Origin of the sequence: Streptomyces sp. NPDC050988 (genome assembly GCF_044456225.1) — a bacterium.
Taxonomy (GTDB): Bacteria; Actinomycetota; Actinomycetes; order Streptomycetales; family Streptomycetaceae; genus Streptomyces.
Window position 1 is genome coordinate 87018 of record NZ_JBITFQ010000037.1, and the last position, 16335, is coordinate 103352.

Below are 16335 nucleotides of genomic sequence, written 5' to 3' on the forward strand. Positions count from 1 at the left end.
GAGGGGCCGAATGGTCGACGCGTACGAGGATCCCGGGACACCCGACTGTCGCGGTGGCGCGCGGTATCTCTGGTGGCTGGTCGCCAGGCAGCCGGGCCGGGCCGCAGCGGGGGCGCTGCTTGGCACCGTCTGGATGGTGCTCAGGGCGCTGGCGCCGTATCTGCTATCGCGCGCGATCGACGACGGCCTCGAACCGGGCGACCGGGCGGCGCTGGCCGGCTGGTCCGCCGCGCTGCTGTGCCTTGAGGTGTTCAACTCCTGGCTGAGCATCATGCGGCACCGCACGATGACCAGGCTCCGGATGGACGCCAACTTCCGGTCGGTCAAGCTCGTGGTCGGTCAGGCGACCAGGCTGGGTGCCACGCTGTCGCGCCGGACGGCGGCCGGGGAGGTCGTCACCATCGGCGTCGGTGACGTGCAGACGATCAGCCAGTCCCTGACAGTGGTCGGCCCGGGTGTCGGCGCGGCCGTCGCCTACGCCGTCGTGGCCGGACTGCTGCTGTCGATCTCGCTGCCGCTGGCCGCGGTGGTGCTGCTCGGGGTGCCGGTGACAGTCGTACTCGTCGGTCCGCTGATGGGGCGGCTGCGGGGCGTGGAGACGGAGTACCGCGAGCGGCAGAGTGTGCTGACGGCGCGGATCGGCGACCTCGCGGGCGGGCTGCGGGTCCTCAACGGCCTTGGTGGCAAAGGGCTGTTCGCCGACGCCTTCCGCCGTGACTCGCAGCGGCTGCGGGTGCAGGGGTACCGGGTCGGGTCGGTCACGAGCTGGATCCAGGCGCTCGGCGTCGGGCTGCCGACGGTGTTCCTGGCCGTCGTGACGTGGCTGGCGGCCCGGCTCGCCGCTCAAGGGTCCATCACGATCGGCGAGTTGGTGTCCGTGTACGGCTATGTCGCGGTCCTGGTGGCGCCGGTGGCCTTCTTCGTCGAGTGCGGCTACCAGCTCAGCCGGGGCGTGGTGGCCGCCCGGCGCGTCGTACGGTTCCTGTCCCTGGAGCCGATGGAGACGGGCCGCGCCTCCCTGGACGCGCTGGCCGAGCCCTCCGTGCTGCACGATCCGCGGTCCGGTGTGCGGGTGGCGCCCGGCAGGCTGACCGCGCTGGTCGGCGCCCGTCCGGCGGAGTCCGCCGCCGTGGTCGACCGGCTCGGGAGGTACACCGCGTCGGCGGCGACCTGGGGCGGCGTACGCCTCGACGCGATCGCCCTGCCACAGGTCCGGGCGCGCATCCTGGTCGCGGACAACGAGGCCGACCTGTTCGCGGGCACCCTGCGCGACCTGGTCTCCGGCCGCGGGGACCCCGACGAGGAGACCGTCGCCGGGGCGGTGCGTGCGGCCGTGGCGGACGACGTCGTGCTCGGGCTCCCGGACGGGCTCGACTCGGCCGTCGACGCGCAGGGCCGCAGTCTTTCCGGAGGGCAGCGGCAGCGCGTACGTCTGGTGCGGGCGCTGCTCGCCGACCCCGAGGTGCTGCTCGCGGTCGAGCCCACCTCGGCGCTGGACGCGCACACCGAGGCGGCCGTCGCCGCCCGGCTGCGCGCGGCGCGCTCGGGCCGTACGACCGTGGTGACCAGCACCTCGCCGCTCGTCCTCGACCAGGTGGACACCGTGTACTACCTGGTCGACGGCAAGGTCGCGGCCGTCGGCGGCCATCAGGAGCTCCTCGACGGGGAGCCGGGATACCGCGCGCTGGTGGCCCGCGACGCGGACGACACGGATGACACGGATGACACGGACGGTGTGGGCTGCGTGGGCGGCGTGGACCACACGGACGCCGACGAGTCGGACCTGGATGCGGCATCGGGTCCGGCCACGGCATCGGATCTGGACGCAGAGGAGGCCGTGCGATGACCGCGCAGCTGCCGGTCGCCGAACCGGCCGACGTACGCAGGGCCGCGGGCCGGCTGATCCGCGCGGACGGCCGCGCCTTCGCCGTCGTGCTCGTGCTGAACGCGCTGGCCGCCGCTGCCGGTCTGGTCGGTCCGTGGCTGCTCGGCCGCATCATCGACGAGGTCCGGGCCGGTGGCGGCGTGGCCGTCGTGGACCGCCTCGCACTGGTCATCCTGGTGTGCGCGCTGGGGCAGTTGCTGCTGGCGCGCGGCGCCCGGTACGTGGGGTACCGGTTCGGGGAGCGGACGCTGGCGCGGGTGCGCGAGGAGTTCGTCGAGCGGACGCTGACCCTGCCCGCCTCGGTCGTGGAGCGGGCGGGCACGGGCGATCTGACGGCCCGGGGCACCGCGGACGTCTCGGCGGTGGGCACGACCCTGCGCGACGCAGGTCCCGAGCTGCTGATCTCGTCGGTCCAGTGTCTGTTCCTCCTCGGCGCGGTCTTCGCGCTCGACCCGCTGCTCGGCGCCTGCGCGGTGCTCGCCCAGGCGGGCATCTGGCTGGCGCTGCGCTGGTATCTGCGCCGGGCGCGCACCGGCTATCTCGCCGAGGGGGCCGCCACGTCGGAGGTCGCCGAGATCCTCACGGCGACCGCGTCCGGCGGGCGCACGGTCGAGGCGTTCGGACTCCAGCGGCGGCGGATCGCCGCGAGCCGGGACGCCCTGGAGACGTCCCGGCGCACCCGGTTGTACACGCTGTATCTGCGGACCGTGTTCTTCGTGACGGTGGAGATCTCGTTCGTGCTCCCCGTGGCGGTCGTGCTGCTGGTCGGTGGAGCCCTGCACGAGCGGGGCACGGTGAGCCTGGGCGCGGTGGTCGCTGCGACCCTGTATCTGCGCCAGCTGGAATCACCGCTGGACCAGGTCCTGATGCGGGTCGAGCAACTGCAGGCCAGCAGCGCCTCGTTCGCCCGCGTGGAGGGCCTCGGCCGGGCGCCGCGGGCCGTGCCGTCCGGATCCCCGGCCCCGGCGGACGACCGGATCGACGTGACGGACGTGCGCTACTCGTACGACCGCGGGGGCGAGGTCCTGCGCGGGGTGGACCTGACCGTTCGGCCCGGGGAGCGGCTGGCCGTGGTCGGGCCCTCCGGCGCCGGGAAGACCACCCTGAGCCGGCTGCTGGCGGGCATCGACGCGCCGCGCTCCGGCTCGGTGACGGTGGGCGGGGTGCCGATCGTCGACCTCGACCCGGAGCAGCTGCGGCGGCAGGTCGTGCTCGTCACCCAGGAGCACCACATCTTCCTCGGCACGGTCCGCGACAACCTCCTCATCGCCGAACCGTCCGCCGGTGACCCCGAGTTGTGGGCGGCCCTCGCGGCGGTCGGCGCCGACGACTGGGTCCAGGAGCTGCCGGACGGCCTCGACACGGAGCTGGGACCCGACAGCCCCCACCGGGCGGACGGCTCCCGGGCCCAGCAACTGGCCCTGGCCCGAGTCGTGTTGGCAGACCCCCACACCCTGATCCTCGACGAGGCCACGGCACTCCTGGATCCGGCGACCGCACGCCACACCGAGCGCGCGCTCGCCGCCGTCCTCGAAGGCCGCACCGTCATCGCCATCGCCCACCGCCTGCACACCGCCCACGACGCGGACCGGGTCGCCGTGATGGAGGTCGGCCGCCTGACCGAACTGGGCACCCACGACAGCCTGGTGGCCGCCGACGGCGCGTACGCGTCCCTGTGGCACTCGTGGCACGGGGAGCGCCCGGGGCTTCCCGACCAACGGCCTTCATGAGCCTGGTCCTGCGGGGGCCTGAGCCCGCGTGAGCCCTAGCCCGCCTGGGCCGTCCGCCCGGCAAAGAGTCCGTATACCGAACATGACCACCCGGACAACGGACCTTTTCCAGCCAACTTCTTGATGCGCACCTGACAGAGAGCGCCATCTGCTGCCACTCTTCCCACGACCACTCCACAGCAACCCCACAAGAACCGCTGTGCCGTGGTGGACCCCCACGCACGCCCGCACGTGCCCATGCAAGTGGTTCCGCGTTCCGCCTTGTTCTGCCCGGACGGATCCCAACCGTCCGGTCCCCCCTGGCCGCGCGATCCGCGATCCGCGGCCACGCAGAAGGAGTCCGTGTTGAGACGCACCTCCCACAGACGCACCTCCCACACCGCAGGCACTTCTCAGACCGTGGGTAACTCCCGTTCCGCGTTCGCCTCCCGTTCCACCCGGCGCAAGGCCGCCGCCGGCGCGCTCGTCGCCGTCGCCGCCCTGCTCGCCGCGGCCGTCCAGACGGGCGCCGCCACCGCCGACACCGAACCCGCCCCGGGCAAGCTCGACAAGGGGTCCCTGTCCGTCAAGCTCTCCCCCGCCCAGCGCGCGGCGCTGATCCGTGACGCCGACTCGGCGAAGGCGGACACCGCGAAGGAACTCGGCCTGGGCGCCCAGGAGAAGCTCGTCGTCCGTGACGTCGTCAAGGACGCGGACGGTACGGTCCACACGCGCTACGAGCGCACGTACGCCGGACTCCCGGTCCTCGGCGGCGACTTGGTGGTCGACACCGCCAAGTCGGGGAAGACCGAAGGCGTTACGCGCGCGGTGAAGGCCCAGCTCAAGGGCATCACCACCAGCGCGGCGGTGAAGCCCGCCGTGGCCGAGAAGCAGGCCCTGAAGGCCGCCTCGGCGGAGGGCTCGAAGAAGACCGAGGCGGACGGCGCGCGCAAGGTGATCTGGGCGGCCGACGGCACGCCGAGCCTCGCGTACGAGACGGTCGTGGGCGGTCTGCAGCACGACGGCACCCCGAACGAACTGCACGTCATCACGGACGCGGCCACCGGCAAGAAGCTCTACGAGTACCAGGCCGTCGAGACCGGCACGGGCAACACCCAGTACAGCGGTTCGGTGACCCTCGGCAGCGCCCAGTCCGGGTCGACGTACAACCTCACGGACACGACGCGCGGCAACCACAGGACGAACAACCTCAACCGCGGTACGTCGGGCACGGGCACGCTCTTCTCGGGCGCCGACGACGTGTGGGGCAACGGAGCGGCGTCGAACCTGGAGACGGCGGGCGCGGACGCCCACTACGGGGCCGCGCTGACGTGGGACTACTACAAGAACGTGCAGGGCCGCAGCGGTATCCGCGGTGACGGGGTCGGCGCGTACTCCCGCGTCCACTACGGCAACAACTACGTCAACGCCTTCTGGCAGGACTCCTGCTTCTGCATGACGTACGGCGACGGCTCGGGCAACGCCAAGCCGCTCACGTCGATCGACGTGGCCGCGCACGAGATGACGCACGGCGTCACCTCCAACACGGCCGGCCTGGTCTACAGCGGTGAGTCGGGCGGCCTGAACGAGGCGACCTCCGACATCTTCGCGGCGGCCGTCGAGTTCTACGCCGGCAACACCCAGGACGTCGGCGACTACCTGGTCGGCGAGAAGATCGACATCAACGGCAACGGGACGCCGCTGCGTTACATGGACAAGCCGAGCAAGGACGGCGCGTCCAAGGACAGTTGGTACTCGGGCATCGGCTCGATCGACGTCCACTACTCCTCGGGCCCGGCGAACCACTTCTTCTACCTCCTCTCGGAGGGCAGCGGCGCCAAGACCGTCAACGGCGTCGCGTACGACTCGCCGACCTCCGACGGTCTGCCGGTGACCGGGATCGGCCGGGAGAAGGCCGCGCTGATCTGGTTCAAGGCGCTCACCACGAAGTTCACCTCGACGACCAACTACGCGGCGGCCCGCACCGGCACGCTCGCGGTCGCGGGTGAGCTGTACGGCACCACGAGCGCCGAGTACACGGCGGTGCAGAACGCGTGGGCCGGCATCAACGTCGGCGCCCGGCCCGGTGGCGGCGGGGGCGGCGGCACGTCGTTCGAGAGCACGACGGCCGTAGCGATTCCGGACAACGGAGCGGCGGTGACGTCGTCGATCGCGGTCACCGGCCAGGCCGGAAACGCTCCCACCAACCTGGTCGTCACCCCGAACATCACGCACACGTGGCGCGGTGACCTGGTGGTCGACCTGGTGGCACCGGACGGCACGAGCTACCGCCTCAAGCCCTTCAGCTCCTCGGACTCGGCGGACAACGTCACCGAGCCGTACACGGTGAACGCGTCCTCCGAACTCGCCAACGGCACCTGGCAGTTGAGGGTCCAGGACCAGGCGGCGCAGGACACCGGCAGGATCAATGGCTGGAAGATCACCTTCCCGCAGGCGTAACCGATCCGGGTGAGCACCGGCCACACAAGCTCACCCAGGCCCACACGCACAGGGCGCTGCCCCGGGGATCCGGCTCCCCGGGGCGGCACCTTCTTTGCCACGCCATTACCACCGCCTTGCGACGGCCTTCCCCGCCCTTTACCAGGCCTTTGCTGGCGTTCAAGTCCGCAATCCGTACGCGGATCTTCGGGCAGCGGACGATTTCCGGCCAACCTTTATTCGCCCCGCTGACATGTACGCGACTCAACTGGCAACGTTCACCTCGCATCACCGCTTACGGCACACCCGCACCGCAACTTCACAACCGCCCGACCGGTCCCCCATGCCAGTCGGACACCCCCCACGAAGGAGCTTGTGTGACCCCCCTCTACGCGCGTCACAAGCGCACCACTCTGGCCATCGCCACCGCAGTGGCGGCCGGAGCCCTGCTCACCACCGGTCTGACCACCGGTGCCTCCGCCCAGTCCCCGGCCGAGCAGTCCGGCGGGACGACCCTCGCCGCGGCCCCGGTCCAGCTGACCGCGGCAGCCCGTACGAGCCTCATCCAGAAGGCCGACGCCGCCACGGCGGACACGGCCGACGAGATAGGTCTCGGCGCCAAGGAGAAGCTGGTCGTCAGAGACGTCGTCAAGGACGCCGACGGCACGACGCACACCCGGTACGAGCGCACGTACGACGGACTCCCGGTCCTCGGCGGCGACTTGGTGATCCACGAGACCAAGGCCGGCAAGACCCAGGGCGTGACCAAGGCGACCAAGGCCGCCATCAAGGTCTCCGACGTCACCCCGGACATCGCCAAGTCCACCGCCGAGAAGCAGGCGTTGAAGGCGGCGAAGGCCGAGGGCAGCACGAAGTCCGCGGCCGACAAGGCGCCCCGCAAGGTCGTCTGGGCGGCCGACGGCAAGCCGGCCCTGGCCTACGAGACGGTCGTCGGCGGCTTCCAGCACGACGGCACCCCGCAGCAGCTGCACGTCATCACCGACGCGCAGACGGGCAAGAAGCTGTACGAGTGGGAGGCGATCCAGACCGGCACCGGCAACAGCCAGTACGCCGGCAAGGTCACCATCGGCACCTCGCTCTCGGGCTCGACGTACCAGCTGAACGACACCGGCCGCGGCGCCCACAAGACGTACAACCTCAACCGGGGTACGTCCGGCACCGGCACCCTCTTCACCGACGCGGACGACACCTGGGGCACGGGCGCGGCCTCGAACACCCAGACCGCCGCCGTGGACGCGCACTACGGCGCCCAGGTCACCTGGGACTTCTACAAGAACGTGCTCGGCCGCAACGGCATCAAGAACAACGGCGTCGCCGCCTACTCCCGCGTCCACTACGGGAACGCGTACGTCAACGCCTTCTGGAGCGACAGCTGCTTCTGCATGACGTACGGCGACGGCTCGGGCAACGCCAAGCCGCTGACCTCGATCGACGTGGCGGGCCACGAGATGACGCACGGCGTCACCTCCAACACGGCGGGCCTGGTCTACAGCGGCGAGTCCGGCGGCCTGAACGAGGCGACCTCCGACATCTTCGGCACGGCGGTCGAGTTCTACGCGGCCAACGCGTCCGACGTCGGCGACTACCTCGTCGGCGAGAAGATCGACATCAGGGGCAACGGCACCCCGCTGCGCTACATGGACCAGCCGAGCAAGGACGGCGCGTCCAAGGACAGCTGGTCGTCCAGCCTGGGCGGCATCGACGTCCACTACTCCTCGGGCCCGGCGAACCACTTCTTCTACCTCCTCTCGGAGGGCAGCGGCGCCAAGACCATCAACGGCGTCAGCTACAACTCCCCGACCTCCAACGGCTCGACGGTCACCGGCATCGGCCGCGACAAGGCGGTCAAGATCTGGTACAAGGCGCTCACCGAGTACATGACGTCCACGACGAAGTACGCGGGCGCCCGTACGGCGACACTGAGCGCGGCGTCGGCGCTGTACGGCGGCACGGCCAGCGCGGAGTACAAGGCGGTCGCGGCGGCCTGGTCCGCGGTGAACGTGGCCTGACTGTCCAATAGTTGAGGCGTGGGCGGTACCCGGAACGAAGGCATTCCCGGGTACCGCCCTACTCTTGGTTCCCATGCCCTACACGTACGAGGACGTGGGCGCGACCCGCGACGGCCGGTGCCCACCCGGCTTCCATCCCCTGCACGTCCGCAGCCGCGTCGGCGAGGGCCAGGAGGTCTTCAAATCCGCGTCCCAGGCGGTCCTGACCTGGGACCTCCACAGAGCGGTGGGCGTCAAGATCACAACGGACGCCCCGCAGGCGGCCCCCGGCGTGGACGTCACGGTCGGCCTGGGCCTGCTCCAGGCCCCCTGCCGCATCGTCTGGACAATCGACGAACCCCGCCGAGCCGGCTGGGCCTACGGCACCCTCCCCGGCCACCCCGAATCCGGCGAGGAAGCCTTCATCGTCGACCGCACGGGCGACGGCACGGTCTGGCTGACGATAACGGCCTTCAGCCGCCCGGCGAAGTGGTACGCGAAGGCGGGCGGGGCGGCTACGCGGGGGTTGCAGCATGCTTACGCACGGCGGTGCGGGGTGGTGTTGCGGAAGATGTGCGAGGACCCGAAGGGCGACTTTCTGAGGTAGTGGGGGCGACCGATTCCGCCGAAGCGGACATCTGCAGGGGCGTTTGCCTACTCCGCCGCGGTGCGGATTTCTCTTCTCCTGCGCGATGGCGACGGATTCCGGCACGGGCCGCGGCTCGCCGTTCTTCGAAGGCGGCGGGGGAACGGAGGCGGCGCTGAAGTCGTACGCCCAGCCGCGCTTCGACGTGGCGGTGAACCGGGTGCAGGTGGCGACGGCTCTCTTCAGCCCGGTCATCCACTGCGCGGCGGTGTCGCCGTCGTGGCTCGTCAGAGTCAGAGTCCCGGGCGGGGCCGACGCCGGGGAACCCTCCGCCTCGATCGTCGCCCAGACCATGGCCCTCCGGGGAAGCCGGGGACGCACGCTCATCATGTCCGCGAGGGGACGACAGGCCGCCTGACCTGTCGTCACAACATCCTTGGCCTCCAACAGTGGAAGACTCTGCCGCTCCGCGCTGAAACCCGGCAGGTCGACGCCCTCGGGCAGCGCGTCGGTCAACTAGGCCTTGGTGAGCGGCCCTTGACCACCGGCGGAGGACTTCGACTCCCCGTCCCCCGGCCCACTGCACGCCGACAGCACAACTGTCGTGCCGATCACCAGCACAACAGCCTTCATGGCACGCCGCGCACCGCTCACCACTGACCCAACCCCCGTCGATCACCGACCGGGTCCGCGGCACCCCTGCCCCTGGCTCGCCGGACCCGAGCGACAACCCTGGACCAGCTCCGATCACCGAGGCGCGAGGATCCCCCGACCCCTCCTCCGCGCCTCAAGCGGCCCTGAGCGCAGGCGACTTCACCGCATCAAAACCCCCGCCCCCTCCCCCAACTCCTCCGAAGGAACCACCACCAGCCCCAACTCCGCACTCGACGCCAACAGTCGATGCGTAGGCAGGATGCGGACCGTGTAGCCGAAGGGACCCGTCCGGTCCAGGGACAGGGGGCCCTCGTAGAGCCAGCGGCCTTCCAGGTCTGGGCCGCCCGCCGGTTTCAGTGGGGCGGACGTGCCGTCCGTGATGCCGTCCTCCGAGTCGACGCGGCCCGAGACTGCCTGGACCTCGACGTCGTCGGGGGCCAGGTCGCCCAGGCCGACGCGGACGCGCAGGGAGAGTGTCGTGCCGAGTTCGGCCGTCGGAGTCCCGGCCGAGGTCTCCACGTGGTCGACCGTGACGTGCGGCCAGGCCCCGCGGACGCGAGACTTCCACACCGCCAACTCCCTTGCCGCGGAAGGGGACATGGCGCGGTGGGCATGGGCCGCCGGGGTGTAGAGGCGTTCCACGTACTCGCGGACCATGCGGCCGGCCAGGACCTTCGGGCCCAGGTGGGTCAGGGTCTGGCGGACCATCTCGATCCAGCGGTCGGGCAGGCCGGCCTGGCCGCGCTCGTAGAAGCGCGGGGCCACCCGCTGTTCCAGCAACTCGTAGAGCGCCGACGCCTCCAGCTCGTCCCGGCGGTCGTCGTCCACCGCCGTGCCGTCCGCCGTCGGGATCGCCCAGCCGAAGTCCGGCTGGAACCACTCGTCCCACCAGCCGTCCAGGACCGAGAGGTTGAGGCAGCCGTTCAGCGCCGCCTTCATCCCCGATGTACCGCACGCCTCCAGGGGGCGGAGCGGGTTGTTCAGCCAGATGTCGCAGCCGGGATACAGCTTCTGCGCCATCGCCATGCCGTAGTCGGGGAGGAAGACGATCCGGTGGCGTACGCGCGGGTCGTCCGCGAAACGGACCAGCTCCTGAACCAGGCGCTTGCCGCCGTCGTCCGCCGGGTGCGCCTTGCCCGCCACCACGATCTGGATCGGCCGCTCGGGGTGCAGCAGCAGGTCCATCAGGCGGTCCCGGTCCCTCAGCATCAGCGTCAGGCGCTTGTAGGAGGGGACCCTGCGCGCGAAGCCGATCGTCAGGACGTCCGGGTCCAGCACGCCATCGATCCAGCCCAGTTCGGCCGTGCCCGCGCCGCGCTGCCGCCAGGACGCGTGCAGCCGTTCCCGTACCTCCGTCACCAGCTGCTCGCGCAGCACGCGGCGCAGGTCGTAGATGTCCTGGTCGGGGATCTCGGCGACGGCGTCCCAGCGGTCCGAGGCGCCGACCGTCATCGCGTCCTCGGTGCGCTGCGCACCGATCTGGCGGGCGCCGAGACGGAAGACCTCGGGGGCCACCCAGGTCGGCGCGTGCACGCCGTTCGTGACGGAGGTGATCGGAACCTCGTCCGGGTCGAAGCCCGGCCAGAGCCCGGAGAACATCTCCCGGCTGACCTGTCCGTGCAGCAATGAGACCCCGTTGGCGCGTTGGCCCAGCCTCAGGCCCATCACCGCCATGTTGAAGAGGTTCGGTTCGCCGCCCGGATATGTCTCCATTCCCAATTGCAGAATGCGTTCGACGTCAATGCGCGGGAGTTCCGCGTCGGGGCCGAAGTGCCGGGCCACCAGTTCCCGGTCGAAGCGGTCGATTCCGGCGGGCACGGGGGTGTGGGTCGTGAAGACCGTGCCGGCCCGGACGGCTTCGAGGGAGGCGTCGAAATCCAGGTCCTCATAAGACAGTTCGTGAATTCGTTCCAGGCCAAGAAATCCCGCGTGCCCCTCGTTCGTATGGAACACCTCGGGCTGCGCGTGCCCCGTCAGCCGACAGTACGTACGCACGGCACGCACCCCGCCGATGCCGAGCAGCATCTCCTGGAGCAGCCGGTGCTCGCTGCCGCCGCCGTAGAGCCGGTCCGTCACGCCCCGTTCGCCGAGGTCGTTCTCCTCTATGTCCGAGTCGAGCATCAGCAGCGGGACCCGGCCGACCTGGGCCAGCCAGACACGGGCGTGGAGGGACCTCCCGCCGGGGAGGGCCAGGGACACCTGCGAGGGGGTGCCGTCGGGCTCGCGCAGCAGGGAGACGGGCAGTTCGTTCGGGTCCAGGACCGGATAGTGCTCCTGCTGCCAGCCGTCCCGGGACAGGGACTGCCGGAAGTAGCCGTGCCGGTAGAGGAGTCCGACGCCGATCAGGGGTACGCCGAGGTCGCTGGCCGCCTTGAGATGGTCCCCGGCGAGGATGCCGAGGCCGCCGGAGTACTGCGGCAGCGCGGCCGTGATGCCGAACTCGGGTGAGAAATAGGCGATGGCGGCGGGGAGTTCGGAGGTCTGGGACTGGTACCAGCGGTCCCCGCCCACATAGTCCTTGAGGTCGTCGGCGACCGCGGCGAGTCGCCGCAGGAAGCGCCGGTCCTCGGCCAGTTCGGCCAGCCGCTCGGGCGAGACGCTCCCGAGGAGGCGTACGGGATCGCATTCGGAGGCGGCCCAGTGCTCGGGGTCCACGGACTGGAAGAGGTCACGGGTCTCGGCGTGCCAGGACCAGCGCAGATTGCGCGCCAGATCGCTGAGGGGGTGAAGGGCTTCGGGGAGTACGGGACGCACGGTGAATCTGCGGATGGCCTTCACGAGCTTCCACCTTCACGGAGGACGTACCAGGACGGCGTATCGGCGTTGCTATGGCTGGGCGTAGGCGTTGCGATGGCTGGACGTTGCGATGGCTCGGCGTTTCGATGGCTCGGCGTTTCGATGACTCGGCGGATCAGGGAGATCCAGCGCATCAGGGCGATCTGGCGGACGCACGTCGCTGTGCGCACTTTGTCACCCATGACGGTAGCGGCGAGGGTGCCTCCGCAACTACGGCGCGAAGTGCTCCGCGGGGTGAGCGGTACTGCGACCGGGGGCCGATCGTCACTGATCACGCCCGCGTGGTGGAGCCTTCGGCGGCACGGCCCCGCGCCCCCCGCGGAAGGGCCGGAAATCGCCGCAACCTTTACATGTCCGCCACGGGCGATATGGCCGATTCCGCCCCGTCGGGCGACCTTGTGGCGCTTCACACCGCACGAGAGGCTGCCAAGTGGCGATCCGGCCACGGCCTCGCAGGACCCGTACAGGGACTTGCGAGGCCTGCCAGAGCCCCACCGGGCCCGCGCGCACCACCGGCCGGAGCACGCCGAGTCGAGGAGGGGAACTCACACCATGGCAGTGACGCGCGAGCGGCGGCTGCACTGGGCGGGAGGCCTGACCGCGGTCATGACGGCCGCGGTGCTTTCGGCCATCACCCTGCCCGCACACGCCGCCCCCGAGGGGCAGATATCCGGCACGGGCGGAGCGGCTTCCGTCAGCGGCAGCTACATAGTGACGCTCGAAGGGGGAACGAGGGCTCCGTCGAAGGCGGGCAAGGCCGTCGCCACCAAGTACGGAGCGAAAATAAGCCACACCTACAGCACCGCGCTCAACGGCTATGCGGTGAAGGTGAACGAGGGGCAGGCCAAGCGCCTGGCCGCCGACTCCCGTGTGGCCTCGGTCTCGCGGGACGCCACCGTGGCCGTCGAGCACCGGCAGCCGGACCCGCCGTGGGGCCTCGACCGCATCGACCAGCAGGACCTGCCGCTGGACAGCAGCTACACCTGGCCGGAGTCCGCGGGCCAGGGCGTGACGGCGTACGTCATCGACACCGGCGTACGCATCACCCACAAGGACTTCGGCGGCCGGGCGAGCAACGGCTGGGACTTCGTCGACAACGACGCCGTCGCCCAGGACGGCCAGGGCCACGGCACGCACGTGGCGGGCACGATCGCGGGCACGACGTACGGCGTCGCGAAACAGGCGAAGGTCGTCGCCGTCCGCGTCCTCGACGACAACGGAGCCGGCACGCTCTCGCAGGTCATCGCGGGCATCGACTGGGTGACCAAGAACGCCCAGAAGCCGGCCGTCGCCAATATGAGCCTGGGCGGGCTCGCGGACCCGCAACTGGACGCCGCGGTCCGCAACTCCATCGCGTCCGGGGTCACCTACGCGGTCGCGGCGGGCAACGACGGCCTCCCCGCGAGCCTCTACTCACCGGCCCGTGTCAAGGAGGCGATCACGGTCGGCGCGAGCGACAAGAAGGACGCGAGGGCGGACTTCTCCAACTGGGGCGCGCGACTCGATCTGTTCGCCCCCGGCGTGGACGTCACCTCAGCCTCCAACGCGAGCGACACGGGCAGGGCGACCTTCTCCGGTACGTCGATGGCGTCGCCCCACGCGGCAGGTGCGGCCGCGCTCCATCTGGCCGACCACGCCTGGGCGACACCCGCCGATGTCAGCAAGGCTCTTGTCGAGCAGGCCGCTTCCGGGAAGATGTCCAACGCCGGGCTCGGCTCACCGAACAAGCTCCTGCAAGTCGACAACCCCTAAGTATTTGCGCATTCACCGACCGGCCTCGTCCCGCGAATCCCCAACCGATCCTTTACGGATCCTTGGCGGATTCTCATCGGACGAGGCCGGTCTTGTGTGTAGACATACGCGCGAGTAGTTAACAAAGTGCCGGATTGCCCACCCGAAAAGAGTGGGAAGGCTCCACCGGTACGCCCAGCAGGACCAACCTCCCCACACCCTCATCCGCCCACCCACGTTGACGCGGACAGGAGCGGTCATGCCCGCCATGCACCACCAGCCGTCACCACCCCCGACGCCCGGCACCACCGAACCCCCCGACCAGGGAGAGAAGACCGACCGGCCACAGCCGCCGAAGGCAAGGGCCGTCGAGCCGGCCGCCAAACCGGCCAAGACTCCCAAGGCCCCCAAGCCTGCACAGTCGGCGAAACCCGCCGAGCCTGCGAAGCAGGAGGAGCCGGTGAACCAGGAGGAGTCGGTGAAACCGGCAGAATCCGCGCACCCGGCAGAGTCGGCGAAACCGTCGGAGTCGAAGAAGCCGTCCAAGTCGTCCAAGCAGTCGCGGCCGTCGACGACCACCCGGAAGAGCACCACCCGCCTCACCCCCGCCCCAGCCCCCGTCCCAGCCCCCGTCCCGGGAAGCGGCCCTCTGATCGGGCGCATCCCCGTGCTGGACGTGCGCCCCCTCGTGCAGGGCGGGCGCCGCCCCGCCAAGGCCGTGGTGGGCGAGCCCTTCGAGATCTCCGCGACGGTCTTCCGCGAGGGGCACGACGCGGTCGCCGCGAACGTCGTCCTGCGGGATCCTGACGGCCGCTCGGGCCCCTGGACCCCGCTGCGCGAACTGGCCCCCGGCACCGACCGCTGGGGCGCCACCGTCTCCGTACCGACGCCGGGCCGCTGGACCTACACCGTGGAGGCCTGGGGCGACCCGATCACCACCTGGCGCCACCACGCGCAGATCAAGATCCCGGCGGGCATGGACACCGAGCTGGTCCTGGAGGAGGGCGCGCTGCTGTACGAGCGTGCCGCGACCGGCGTGCCGAAGAGCAAGGGCCGCCGTGACGCGATCCTCGCGGCCGTGGAGGCCCTGCGCGACACCGACCGGCCCGCCGCGGCCCGCCTCGCCGCCGCGCTCACGCCCGACGTGGACCACGTCCTGGCGCGCCACCCCCTGCGCGAACTGGTCTCGTCCGCCGAGCGGCTGACCCTCCTGGTGGAGCGGGAGCGGGCGTTGTACGGGTCCTGGTACGAGTTCTTCCCGCGCTCGGAGGGCGCGGTGGTGGAACCCGACAAGCCGCCGGTCTCCGGCACCTTCCGGACCGCCGCGCGACGGCTGCCCGCGATCGCCGCGATGGGCTTCGACGTGGTGTACCTGCCACCGATCCACCCCATCGGCACGACCTTCCGCAAGGGCCCCAACAACACGCTCGACGCGTCCCTGCACGACGTCGGGGTCCCCTGGGCAATCGGCTCGCCGGAGGGCGGGCACGACGCCGTCCACCCCGACCTCGGCACGATCGACGACTTCGACGCCTTCGTACGGCGGGCCGAGAGCCTGGGCATGGAGATCGCCCTGGACTTCGCCCTCCAGTGCTCACCGGACCACCCGTGGGTGGAGAAGCACCCGGAGTGGTTCCACCACCGCTCGGACGGCACGATCGCGTACGCGGAGAATCCGCCGAAGAAGTACCAGGACATCTATCCGATCGCCTTCGACAAGGACATGCCCGGCCTGATCCAGGAGACGCTCAGGGTTCTGCGGTTCTGGATGAGCCACGGGGTGCGGATCTTCCGCGTGGACAACCCCCATACAAAACCGGTCATCTTCTGGGAGCAGGTGATCGCGGACATCAACCGCACCGACCCCGATGTCATCTTCCTGGCCGAGGCGTTCACCCGCCCGGCGATGATGCACACGCTCGGCGCGATCGGTTTCCAGCAGTCGTACACGTATTTCACCTGGCGCAACACCAAGGAAGAACTGACCGAGTACCTCACCGAACTGTCGGGCGAGGCGGCCGCCTATATGCGGCCCAACTTCTTCGCCAACACCCCGGACATCCTGCACGAATTCCTTCAGCAGGGCGGCCGGCCCGCCTTCGAACTGCGGGCCGTGCTCGCCGCGACACTGTCGCCGGCCTGGGGTGTCTACAGCGGATTCGAGCTGTGCGAGAACGTCCCGGTGCGGGACGGGAGCGAAGAATACCTGGACTCGGAGAAGTACCAACTGCGTCCGCGAGACTGGGAGTCGGCGGAGCGCGAGGGTCGTAGCATCGCCCCTCTGATTGCCGAACTCAACGCGGTCAGGCGCCGCAGTCCGGCCCTGAGGCAACTGCGCGACCTGCACTTCCACCAGGCGGACAAAGAGGCGGTGATCGCGTACTCGAAATCTGTCGCAGACGCACGCGGATCGAACACGGTTCTGGTGGTCGTGAACCTCGACCCTCACCACACCCAGGAGGCCACGGTCTCGTTGGACATGCCACGACTCGGCCTCGACTGGCACGAGTCGATGCCGGTGCGCGA

9 protein-coding genes are annotated in these 16335 nt (G+C 70.4%); 8 read left to right on the forward strand and 1 reads right to left on the reverse strand.

What is annotated here, in order from left to right; translation table 11 throughout:
- The first annotated feature begins 10 nt into the window (after positions 1-10).
- From ACIBEI_RS43420 to ACIBEI_RS43445, 6 genes are all read left to right on the forward strand, one after another.
- Positions 11-1846 carry an ABC transporter transmembrane domain-containing protein gene (locus ACIBEI_RS43420; protein WP_398896487.1) on the forward strand — a complete coding sequence of 612 codons (1836 nt, stop codon included), beginning with the start codon at positions 11-13 and terminating at the stop codon, positions 1844-1846.
- Complete coding sequence (locus ACIBEI_RS43425) at positions 1843-3615, forward strand: ABC transporter ATP-binding protein (protein ID WP_398896489.1); 1773 nt, start codon at positions 1843-1845, stop codon at positions 3613-3615. The genes ACIBEI_RS43420 and ACIBEI_RS43425 overlap by 4 nt, the downstream gene beginning before the upstream one ends.
- 399 nt (positions 3616-4014) lie before the next feature.
- Positions 4015-6054 (forward strand): M4 family metallopeptidase, encoded by a 2040-nt coding sequence (locus tag ACIBEI_RS43430; RefSeq protein WP_398896490.1) that lies wholly within the window; start codon positions 4015-4017, stop codon positions 6052-6054.
- A gap of 356 nt (positions 6055-6410) precedes the next feature.
- A complete protein-coding gene (locus ACIBEI_RS43435; RefSeq protein ID WP_398896491.1) occupies positions 6411-8063 on the forward strand; it encodes a M4 family metallopeptidase in 1653 nt (550 codons plus the stop codon).
- Between the two features lie 73 nt (positions 8064-8136).
- The gene (locus ACIBEI_RS43440; protein WP_398896492.1) at positions 8137-8649 is read left to right on the forward strand and encodes a DUF1990 family protein; all 513 of its coding nucleotides are present in this window, start codon (positions 8137-8139) and stop codon (positions 8647-8649) included.
- A gap of 85 nt (positions 8650-8734) precedes the next feature.
- Positions 8735-9046, forward strand: coding sequence for a hypothetical protein (locus ACIBEI_RS43445; RefSeq protein WP_398896493.1), 312 nt, complete (start codon positions 8735-8737; stop codon positions 9044-9046).
- Between the two features lie 395 nt (positions 9047-9441).
- On the opposite strand, the gene ACIBEI_RS43450 is transcribed toward ACIBEI_RS43445, so the two are convergent.
- Positions 9442-12060, reverse strand: coding sequence for a glycosyltransferase family 1 protein (locus tag ACIBEI_RS43450; protein ID WP_398896494.1), 2619 nt, complete (start codon positions 12058-12060; stop codon positions 9442-9444).
- 570 nt (positions 12061-12630) lie between these two features.
- Between ACIBEI_RS43450 and ACIBEI_RS43455 the strand changes: the two genes are divergently transcribed.
- Positions 12631-13830: a S8 family peptidase gene (locus ACIBEI_RS43455; RefSeq protein WP_398896496.1), complete on the forward strand. Its 1200-nt coding sequence runs from the start codon at positions 12631-12633 to the stop codon at positions 13828-13830.
- A 238-nt stretch (positions 13831-14068) separates the two neighbouring features.
- Positions 14069-16335 (forward strand): maltotransferase domain-containing protein (locus ACIBEI_RS43460; protein ID WP_398896497.1); only part of this gene is annotated, 2267 nt, incomplete at its 3' end.

What these genes read in the sequence shown, in the direction of transcription:
- ACIBEI_RS43445 (WP_398896493.1), top strand. Translation starts at nt 8,735, where the DNA reads ATGGCGACGGATTCCGGCACGGGCCGCGGCTCGCCGTTCTTCGAAGGC.
- ACIBEI_RS43425 (WP_398896489.1), top strand. Translation starts at nt 1,843, where the DNA reads ATGACCGCGCAGCTGCCGGTCGCCGAACCGGCCGACGTACGCAGGGCC.
- ACIBEI_RS43455 (WP_398896496.1), top strand. Translation starts at nt 12,631, where the DNA reads ATGGCAGTGACGCGCGAGCGGCGGCTGCACTGGGCGGGAGGCCTGACC.
- ACIBEI_RS43440 (WP_398896492.1), top strand. Translation starts at nt 8,137, where the DNA reads ATGCCCTACACGTACGAGGACGTGGGCGCGACCCGCGACGGCCGGTGC.
- ACIBEI_RS43420 (WP_398896487.1), top strand. Translation starts at nt 11, where the DNA reads ATGGTCGACGCGTACGAGGATCCCGGGACACCCGACTGTCGCGGTGGC.